Raw genomic sequence first — 4,872 nt, forward strand, 5'->3', positions numbered from 1 at the left:
AAGCCCCCTCCCACCTTTGAAATACGGTCAAATGTGGGAGGAGGCTTGCCCTCGATGGCGCCGTCAGTCACCCAACCGCCTTGGCCTGCCGCAGCTCGGCTATCCGCTGAGCGCTGAAGCCCAACTCCGCCAGCACCTCATCACTGTGCGCCCCCACCGCCACACCGATATGTCTGGGCGCCGGCAACCCCTCGGAAAACTTCAGCGGGCAGGCCAGTTGCGCCTGGGTAGAGCCATCGCCCCTCGGCACCTGGCTGACCAACGCCCGCGCCTTCAACTGCGGATGTTCCACGGCCTCGCTCAGGCTCAACACGGGCTCGACACACGCATCCACAGCGGCGAATAACTCACACAGCTCATCAAAGCTGCGCTTTTCGAATTCTACTTGCAGCGCCAACTTGAGCGCAGGATCGAGCCCCAGCGCCGCCAGCTCCGGCCGCCCGAACGCCGCGCACAGTTGCTGCATAAACGCCGGTTCCAGGCTGCCCACTGACATCCAGCGCCCATCACGCGAGCGGTAATAGTCATAGAAACTGCCGCCATTGAGCACATGGGTTTCCCTCTCCGGTTGCACGCCGCAGGCCAGGTAACCCGCGCCAGCCATCGCGTTCAGGCTGAATGAGCAGTCGGTCATGCTCACATCCAGGTATTGACCGACCCCCGTCTGCTGGCGAGCAATGACCGCTGCGAGCAAACCCACCACGGCGTGCAACGAGCCGCCGCCCACATCCGCCAACTGCACGCCCAACGGCAGCGGCCCGCTGTCCTCGCGCCCGGTGTAGCTGGCCACGCCCGCCAGTGCCAGGTAGTTGATATCGTGGCCGGCGCGATCCTTATACGGGCCGGTCTGGCCATAACCGGTGATCGATACGTAAATCAGCCGGGGGTTCAGCGCTTTCAAAGCCTCATAGCCCAGGCCCAGGCGCTCCATCACGCCGGGGCGAAACTGTTCGAGCACGATGTCGTAGTCCTTGACCAGCGCCCGCACGATCTCCAGGGCTGCGGCCTGCTTGAGGTCCAGCGCCAGGCTGCGTTTATTGCGATTGAGGTAGGCGTGGCTCGTCGAGGTGCCTTGGTCATGGGGGGGCAGCACGCGCAGCAGGTCCATGCGCGTGGGCGACTCGATACGCAGCACCTCGGCGCCCATGTCCGCCAGCATCAACGAAGCATACGGGCCGGGCAGCAAGGTGGAAAAATCCAGCACTTTGAGGGACGCCAAGGGACCTGACATTGGGGGCTCCACTTTCGCTTCGAATGCCCACAGACTAGGCAGGCTTGCGCCTACCGGCAATCGTCAGAACGATCACTGACGGTGACCGTTTTGATCACGGCGGGCTTTTTCGCGGCGGCGGCTTTATCATTGGCCCACGTTTGCTTGCCGAGTGTTCCATGAAGTTCGCGATTGCCCTGTATTCCGCCGCCCACGCGCCCTCCTCGCGCCGCGCCCTGCTGTTCGCCCAGGCCGCGCTGGCCGGCGGGCATGAGATTGTGCGGTTGTTTTTTTATCAGGATGGCGTGTACAGCGCGTCCAATAACGTTGTCGCGCCCCAGGATGAGCAAGACATCGCCCGCCAATGGCGTGAGTTTGTCAGCACTCATCAACTGGACGGCGTGGTGTGCATCGCCGCTGCCCTGCGCCGTGGCGTGCTCAACAGCGAAGAAGCCACGCGTTATCAACGCAGCGCGGTCAACCTGGATGCGCCGTGGGCGCTGTCAGGCCTTGGGCAATTGCATGATGCGATCCAGGGTGCCGACCGCCTGATCTGTTTTGGAGGGCCGTGAGATGTCCAAATCCCTATTGGTGATCAGCCGCCAGGCGCCGTGGTCCGGGCCGAGCGCGCGGGAAGCGCTGGATATCGTGCTGGCCGGCGGCGCGTTCGATCTGCCCATCGGCTTGCTGTTCATGGATGACGGCGTGTTCCAGCTCGCGCCGCACCAGAACGCCAAGGCTGTGCAGCAAAAGGACCTCAGTGCCAACCTGCAGGCGTTGGGGCTGTTCGGCATCGATGACGTGTTTGTCTGCCGCCACAGCATGGCCGTGCGTGGCTTGACGCCGCCCACCGAGGCGCAACCGGTAAGCAACGACGCCATTTCCCAATTGATTGACCGTTACGACCAGGTGATTACCCTCTGATGTCGACTTTACACGTGGTGTCTCACTCCCCGTTTACCGATAGCCGCCTCGACAGCTGCCTGCGTATCTGCGGCGCCGGGGACGCAATCCTGCTCTGCGGCGACGGTGCCTACGGGCTGCACAGCCCCGCACTGCACGGCCAGGGCGTGAAAGTGTTGGTGCTGGCCGAAGACATGCAGGCGCGCAATCTGCCATTACCGGACTGGGCTGACAGCGTGGACTACGCCGGTTTCGTGCAACTGTCGATCGACTACGACAAGGTCAACACCTGGCTATGAACACCCTGACCGTAGGCGAGCGCCGCCTCGAACTGGACAAGGATGGCTACCTGGTCGACCTGGACGACTGGTCCATCGAAGTCGCCAACGCCCTGGCCGCCGCCGACAACCTGGAGCTGACGCCGGCCCACTGGGAAATCCTCGAACTGTTGCGCGGGTTTTATGCCGAATTCCAGCTGTCCCCGGCCACACGCCCGCTGATCAAATACACCGCCCTGAAACTTGGCCCGGAGAAGGGCAACAGCCTGCACCTCAACCAATTGTTCAACGGCACTCCCGCCAAACTCGCCGCCAAACTGGCGGGCCTGCCCAGGCCGACGAATTGCTTATGACCGACTTTGCCCCACTGACCCTGCAAACCCCTGCCGAGCACCCGTTTGCGCCATTCGTGCGCATCCTGGGCAAAGGCAAGCGCGGCGCGCGCAACCTCACCCGCGAAGAAGCCCGTGAAGCCATGGGCATGCTGCTCGACGAAAAAGTCGAAGACACCCAACTGGGCGCCTTCCTGATGCTGCTGCGGCACAAGGAAGAAAGCGCGGAAGAACTTGCCGGCTTCACCGAAGCCGTGCGCGAACGCCTGGATGCCCCGGCACTGAACGTGGATGTCGACTGGCCCACCTACGCCGGCAAGAAACGCCACCTGCCGTGGTTTCTGCTGGCGGCCAAATGCCTGGCGCAGAACGGCGTGCGCATCCTGATGCACGGCGGCGGCGCCCATACGGCGGGCCGGCTGTACACCGAACAATTGCTGCAAACCTTGCAAATCCCCCTGTGCCGCAACTGGCAACAGGTCGGCGCGGCGTTTGACCACGGCAACCTGGCGTTCATCCCGCTGGGCGACTGGGCACCGCAGCTGCAACGCATGATCGATTTGCGCAACACCTTGGGCCTACGCTCGCCGATCCACTCCCTGGCGCGGCTGCTCAATCCGTTGAATGCCCGTTGCGGCCTGCAAAGCATTTTCCATCCGGGCTATCAGGGCGTACACCGCGACGCCAGTGGCCTGCTTGGCGATAACGTGATTGTGGTGAAAGGCGACGGCGGCGAGATCGAGATCAATCCCGACACGATCAGCCACCTGTACGGCACTACCGGCGGCGAGAGCTGGGATGAAGAATGGCCCGCCCTCTCCACCCAACGCCATGTCAAACCGGCAACGCTGGAGACAGAGCATTTGAAAGCGCTGTGGCGTGGTGATGTGGAGGACAGCTACCCACAACTGGCGCTGATCGCCACCATGGCCCTGGCCTTGCGCGGCTTGGGCCACCCACGGGAGCGGGCGTTCGAATTGGCCCAGCAGTACTGGGCTGCGCGAGATAAATCGATTTAATCGATCATTCACCCGCAGTCTTTGCGCTTTTAGTTCGAACTCATCCCTTTAGACTGGGCTCCAACGCTTATTAGCCAAGGAGCCAGTCATGGGTTTGCTGATCGAAGGACACTGGAAAGACCAGTGGTACGAAAGTAGCGCAGACGGCGCGTTCCAGCGCGAACAGGCGCAGCGCCGTCACTGGGTGACCGCCGACGGGCAACCTGGCCCGAGCGGCGATGGCGGCTTCAAGGCCGAGGCCGGTCGTTATCACCTCTACGTGTCCCTGGCCTGCCCATGGGCCCACCGCACCCTTATCCTGCGCAAGCTCAAAGGCCTCGAAAGCCTCATCGACGTGTCCGTGGTCAGTTGGCTGATGCTGGAAAACGGCTGGACCTTCGACAAGGCCCATGGCTCCACCGGCGACGCGCTGGATAATTTCGAATTCATGCACCAGCGCTACACCGCCGATACGGCCGACTACACCGGCCGCGTCACCGTGCCGGTGTTGTGGGACAAGCAGCTCAAACGCATCGTCAGCAATGAATCGGCTGAGATCATCCGCATGTTCAACAGCGCGTTCAACGGGTTGACGGGCAACACCCTGGACTTCTATCCCGAGTCACTGCGCACAACCATCGACGCGCTGAACGAGCGCATTTACCCGGCCGTGAACAACGGCGTGTATCGCGCAGGCTTTGCCACGTCGCAGCAGGCGTATGAAAGCGCGTTTGATGATGTGTTTGCCGAACTGGATTATTTGGAGCAGCACCTCAGCGACCATCGCTACCTGGCCGGCGAATACCTGACCGAAGCTGACGTGCGGCTGTTTACCACGCTGATTCGTTTTGATGCGGTGTACTACAGCCACTTCAAATGCAATCTGCGGCGGATTGCGGATTATCCGAACCTGTCGAATTGGCTGCGGGAGTTGTATCAGTGGCCGGGGGTGGCCGAGACGGTGGATTTCGAGCACATCAAGGGGCATTACTATGCGAGCCATCGGACCATCAACCCTACGGGGATTGTGCCTAAGGGGCCGTTGCAGCGGTTTGATGCCGAGCATGATCGCCGGCGGTTGAATGGTTCAGGGATTTTGAGCTGATCCGGGACACGGGTTGTGTTTGAGGGACTCATCGGGGGCAAGCCCC

The 4,872-nt window shown here is 62.1% G+C and carries 7 protein-coding genes; 6 read left to right on the forward strand and 1 reads right to left on the reverse strand.

Going from position 1 to position 4,872, the window contains the following annotated elements:
* Positions 1-67 precede the first annotated feature (67 nt).
* The gene (locus IQK56_RS26470; RefSeq protein WP_193863575.1) at positions 68-1,231 is read right to left on the reverse strand and encodes a CaiB/BaiF CoA transferase family protein; all 1,164 of its coding nucleotides are present in this window, start codon (positions 1,229-1,231) and stop codon (positions 68-70) included.
* Between the two features lie 158 nt (positions 1,232-1,389).
* Between IQK56_RS26470 and tusD the strand changes: the two genes are divergently transcribed.
* From tusD to IQK56_RS26500, 6 genes are all read left to right on the forward strand, one after another.
* Positions 1,390-1,782, forward strand: coding sequence for a sulfurtransferase complex subunit TusD (tusD, locus tag IQK56_RS26475; protein WP_158878062.1), 393 nt, complete (start codon positions 1,390-1,392; stop codon positions 1,780-1,782).
* A gap of 1 nt (position 1,783) precedes the next feature.
* Positions 1,784-2,134, forward strand: a complete 351-nt coding sequence (tusC, locus tag IQK56_RS26480) for a sulfurtransferase complex subunit TusC (RefSeq protein ID WP_122306974.1) — start codon at positions 1,784-1,786, stop codon at positions 2,132-2,134.
* The gene (gene tusB, locus IQK56_RS26485; RefSeq protein WP_122306973.1) at positions 2,134-2,412 is read left to right on the forward strand and encodes a sulfurtransferase complex subunit TusB; all 279 of its coding nucleotides are present in this window, start codon (positions 2,134-2,136) and stop codon (positions 2,410-2,412) included. The genes tusC and tusB overlap by 1 nt, the downstream gene beginning before the upstream one ends.
* Positions 2,409-2,744: a TusE/DsrC/DsvC family sulfur relay protein gene (locus IQK56_RS26490; protein ID WP_122306972.1), complete on the forward strand. Its 336-nt coding sequence runs from the start codon at positions 2,409-2,411 to the stop codon at positions 2,742-2,744. The genes tusB and IQK56_RS26490 overlap by 4 nt, the downstream gene beginning before the upstream one ends.
* Complete coding sequence (locus IQK56_RS26495; protein ID WP_193863574.1) at positions 2,741-3,742, forward strand: glycosyl transferase family protein; 1,002 nt, start codon at positions 2,741-2,743, stop codon at positions 3,740-3,742. Before IQK56_RS26490 ends, IQK56_RS26495 begins: the two co-directional genes overlap by 4 nt.
* Before the next feature lie 88 nt (positions 3,743-3,830).
* Complete coding sequence (locus IQK56_RS26500) at positions 3,831-4,826, forward strand: glutathione S-transferase family protein (protein WP_193863573.1); 996 nt, start codon at positions 3,831-3,833, stop codon at positions 4,824-4,826.
* The last annotated feature ends 46 nt before the right edge of the window (positions 4,827-4,872 follow it).

The sequence above is a fragment of the Pseudomonas cyclaminis genome (assembly GCF_015163715.1).
GTDB lineage: Bacteria > Pseudomonadota > Gammaproteobacteria > Pseudomonadales > Pseudomonadaceae > Aquipseudomonas > Aquipseudomonas cyclaminis.

What these genes read in the sequence shown, in the direction of transcription:
- IQK56_RS26470 (WP_193863575.1), bottom strand. Translation starts at nt 1,231, where the DNA reads ATGTCAGGTCCCTTGGCGTCCCTCAAAGTGCTGGATTTTTCCACCTTG.
- tusD (WP_158878062.1), top strand. Translation starts at nt 1,390, where the DNA reads ATGAAGTTCGCGATTGCCCTGTATTCCGCCGCCCACGCGCCCTCCTCG.
- tusC (WP_122306974.1), top strand. Translation starts at nt 1,784, where the DNA reads ATGTCCAAATCCCTATTGGTGATCAGCCGCCAGGCGCCGTGGTCCGGG.
- tusB (WP_122306973.1), top strand. Translation starts at nt 2,134, where the DNA reads ATGTCGACTTTACACGTGGTGTCTCACTCCCCGTTTACCGATAGCCGC.
- IQK56_RS26490 (WP_122306972.1), top strand. Translation starts at nt 2,409, where the DNA reads ATGAACACCCTGACCGTAGGCGAGCGCCGCCTCGAACTGGACAAGGAT.
- IQK56_RS26495 (WP_193863574.1), top strand. Translation starts at nt 2,741, where the DNA reads ATGACCGACTTTGCCCCACTGACCCTGCAAACCCCTGCCGAGCACCCG.
- IQK56_RS26500 (WP_193863573.1), top strand. Translation starts at nt 3,831, where the DNA reads ATGGGTTTGCTGATCGAAGGACACTGGAAAGACCAGTGGTACGAAAGT.